Source organism: Micromonospora sp. LOL_021 (assembly GCF_048060215.1).
Taxonomy (GTDB): Bacteria; Actinomycetota; Actinomycetes; order Mycobacteriales; family Micromonosporaceae; genus Micromonospora_E.
The window spans coordinates 1-2,541 of sequence record NZ_JBHMIN010000111.1 but is presented as its reverse complement, the minus strand read 5'-3'; the positions used below and the strand labels follow the sequence as shown (position 1 = coordinate 2,541).

2 protein-coding genes are annotated in these 2,541 nt (G+C 69.3%); both read right to left on the bottom strand.

Going from position 1 to position 2,541, the window contains the following annotated elements; all coding sequences use genetic code 11:
• Nucleotides 1-113 precede the first annotated feature (113 nt).
• A complete protein-coding gene (gene istB / locus ACFHWT_RS31125) occupies nt 114-905 on the bottom strand; it encodes an IS21-like element helper ATPase IstB (RefSeq protein ID WP_416598239.1) in 792 nt (263 codons plus the stop codon).
• A complete protein-coding gene (istA, locus tag ACFHWT_RS31120; protein WP_416598237.1) occupies nt 905-2,410 on the bottom strand; it encodes an IS21 family transposase in 1,506 nt (501 codons plus the stop codon). The genes istB and istA overlap by 1 nt, the downstream gene beginning before the upstream one ends.
• Nucleotides 2,411-2,541: the final 131 nt, after the last annotated feature.

Genomic DNA, 2,541 nt, shown 5'->3' with positions numbered 1-2,541 from the left:
TGTCAACGGTCTTTCTGATCTCCCCGTAGGCGGCCGGCATTTGTCCCCGCTGGCGGCCACGGGTTTCTCCCCAACGGCGGCCAGATAGTTCCCCGCCGTTGGTTGTTCGGGTGTCAGTTCAAGGGCTTCACTCCCTGTCCGGTCGTTGCCTGGTTGAGCCGGAAGCTGTCACCCTGCGTGACGACGATGTGGGCGTGGTGCAGGAGCCGGTCGACGGTGGCGGTAGCGAGGGTCTTGGGCATGATCTCCTCGAAGCCGGAGGGGTGCAGGTTCGAGCTGACGGCGAGACTGCGGCGTTCGTAGGCGGCGTCGACGAGGCGGTAGAACCCTTCGGCTGCGTCCGGCGAGACCGGTAGCAGGCCGATGTCGTCGACGATGATCAGGTCGCAGCGGATGAGTCGTGCGACGGCTCGGCTGACGGTGTCGTCGACGCGGTGGCGGCGCACGAGGGCGCCGAGATCTTCGATGGTGAACCAGGCCACGGTCATTCCAGCCTCGACGGCGGCTTGGCCGAGGGCTTCGCAGAAGTGGCTCTTGCCGGTGCCGGATGGTCCGCAGATGGACAGGTTCTCCTTGCGTTGTACCCATTCCAGGGTCTTGAGCGCGTCCTGAGTGGGGCGTGGGATGGACGAGGCGGTGTCGTCCCAGTCGCCGAAGGTCTTGCCGGCGGGGAACGCGGCGCGTTTGCGGCGGGTGCGCAGGTTCGCGGCGTCGCGGCCGGCGGCTTCCTCGGCGAGGAGGACCCGGATGACTTCGGCGGGGTCCCAGCGTTGGGCTTTGGCGGTCGGGACCAGGTCGGCCATCGCTTTGCGGATGTGGGGCAGTTTCAGTCGGCGGGTCAGCTCGATCGCCTCGGTGAGGGGGTCACCGGCCGGTGCGGTGATGGTGCGGATCGGGGCGGCCATCAGGGGTTGCTCCTGTCGTCGGTGGTGCCGAAGCGGGCCCACGCGGAGGTGCCCGGTTGCAGGCTGTGGGCCTCGCTGGCGCGGGTGGCCTCGCCGGTGGTGCCGGCGGCCTGGTGGGCGAGGATGCGGATGAGGTCGTTGTCGGCGAACCGGCCGGCGATCGCGGCGGTGCCCAACGCCTGGTCCACGCGGTTCGCGCCGTGCAGCTTGGCCAGGGCGCAGGCGTCGGCCATCTTGCGGCGCACTCTTCGGGTTCCTGCTGTGGCGGCCTCGACGAGCCACGCGGCGGCACCCGGGCCGAGGGCCAGGAACGCGGCTTCCTCGGCCGTGTGGGCCTTCGGTGTCCGGTCGCCGTCACGGCTGGCCCTGGGTGGGTAGTGGGCGTCGATGATCGACGGGCTGCCGGGGGTGGAGCGGGGATGTCGGGCGACCTCGCTCGGACCGTCGTCGTCGACCGCGGTGACGATCAGCTCGTCACCGTGGAAGCGGGCCCAGACCCGGGTGTCGACAAGGGTGTGGGGCACCGAGTAGCGCACGCCCTCGACGGAGATGGTGCTGTCCCAGTTGACCCGGCGGGTGGTGCCGAACGCGACGGTGAACGGCTTGCCCGGCAACGGGTGCAGCCGGGTCTGTTCCTCGGCGAGGGCCTCGACCGGGCGGCGGCGGGTCTCGCGGTGCACCCGGGCGTTCACCTCCTCGGTGAACAGGCGGCAGGCCGCCTCGAGCTCGGAGAACTTGCGGTACTCCGGCAGCAGGTTCGCATCCGTGGGCACCAGGTCCGCTTTGGCGATCTTCACGGTGTTCTCCGAACCGCCCTTGGACTGCGGGTCGGCCGGCACACAGGTGCGGATCGTCATCCCGTAGTGGCGGGCCACCGCCACGATCTCCGGGTTGCGCACCGCGATGTCCGCGACATGCTCGACGGTGATCGTCTTCTCGTTGTCGGTCAACGCATACGCCGGCACTCCACCCAACCGGCGCAACGTGCTGTCCAGACAGGACACGATCGTCGGCAGGGTCTTGTCGACCGTGGGAATCACCACCCGGAACCTCGACCAGGCCAGCCACGCGCACCACAACGATGTACGTCGTCCACCGACACGCGGGCCCTCACCCCAGTCGAACTGCAGCCACAGACCCGGCTCCGGGATCCACGGCCGGAACACCCGCCGCTGCCCGGCGGCGAGACGGGCCTTGACCTGCGCGACCGCCCGCCGCGTGGTGCGCTCACCACCGCCGAAGCCCATCCCGGTGATCCGTCGATGCACCACGTCCGCGCGGACCCGCCCACCCGAACGCGCTACCAGTTCCTCGATCTTGCCCATGTACTCATCGATCGGCCGGGCCCGGTGCGCCCGCGCCTCGGGACTTTGCCCGGACTCCCGCAACTTCACGTAACGGGCAACGGTGTGATGGTCACACCCCGCCAACTCAGCCGCCGCACGGTAACTGCCCGTGAGGTCGTATGCCTCCAAGATTTCCACGATCTCCCTGCCGCTCTTCACGCCGTCGACCCTCGCCGACCGGCACTCTGACCTGGTCAGCGGGGAGGTATCTGGCCGTCCACGGGGAGATCCCTGGCCACCAACGGGGCGATAAATGACCGCCTACGGGGAGTATTCACTGGCCGCCGACA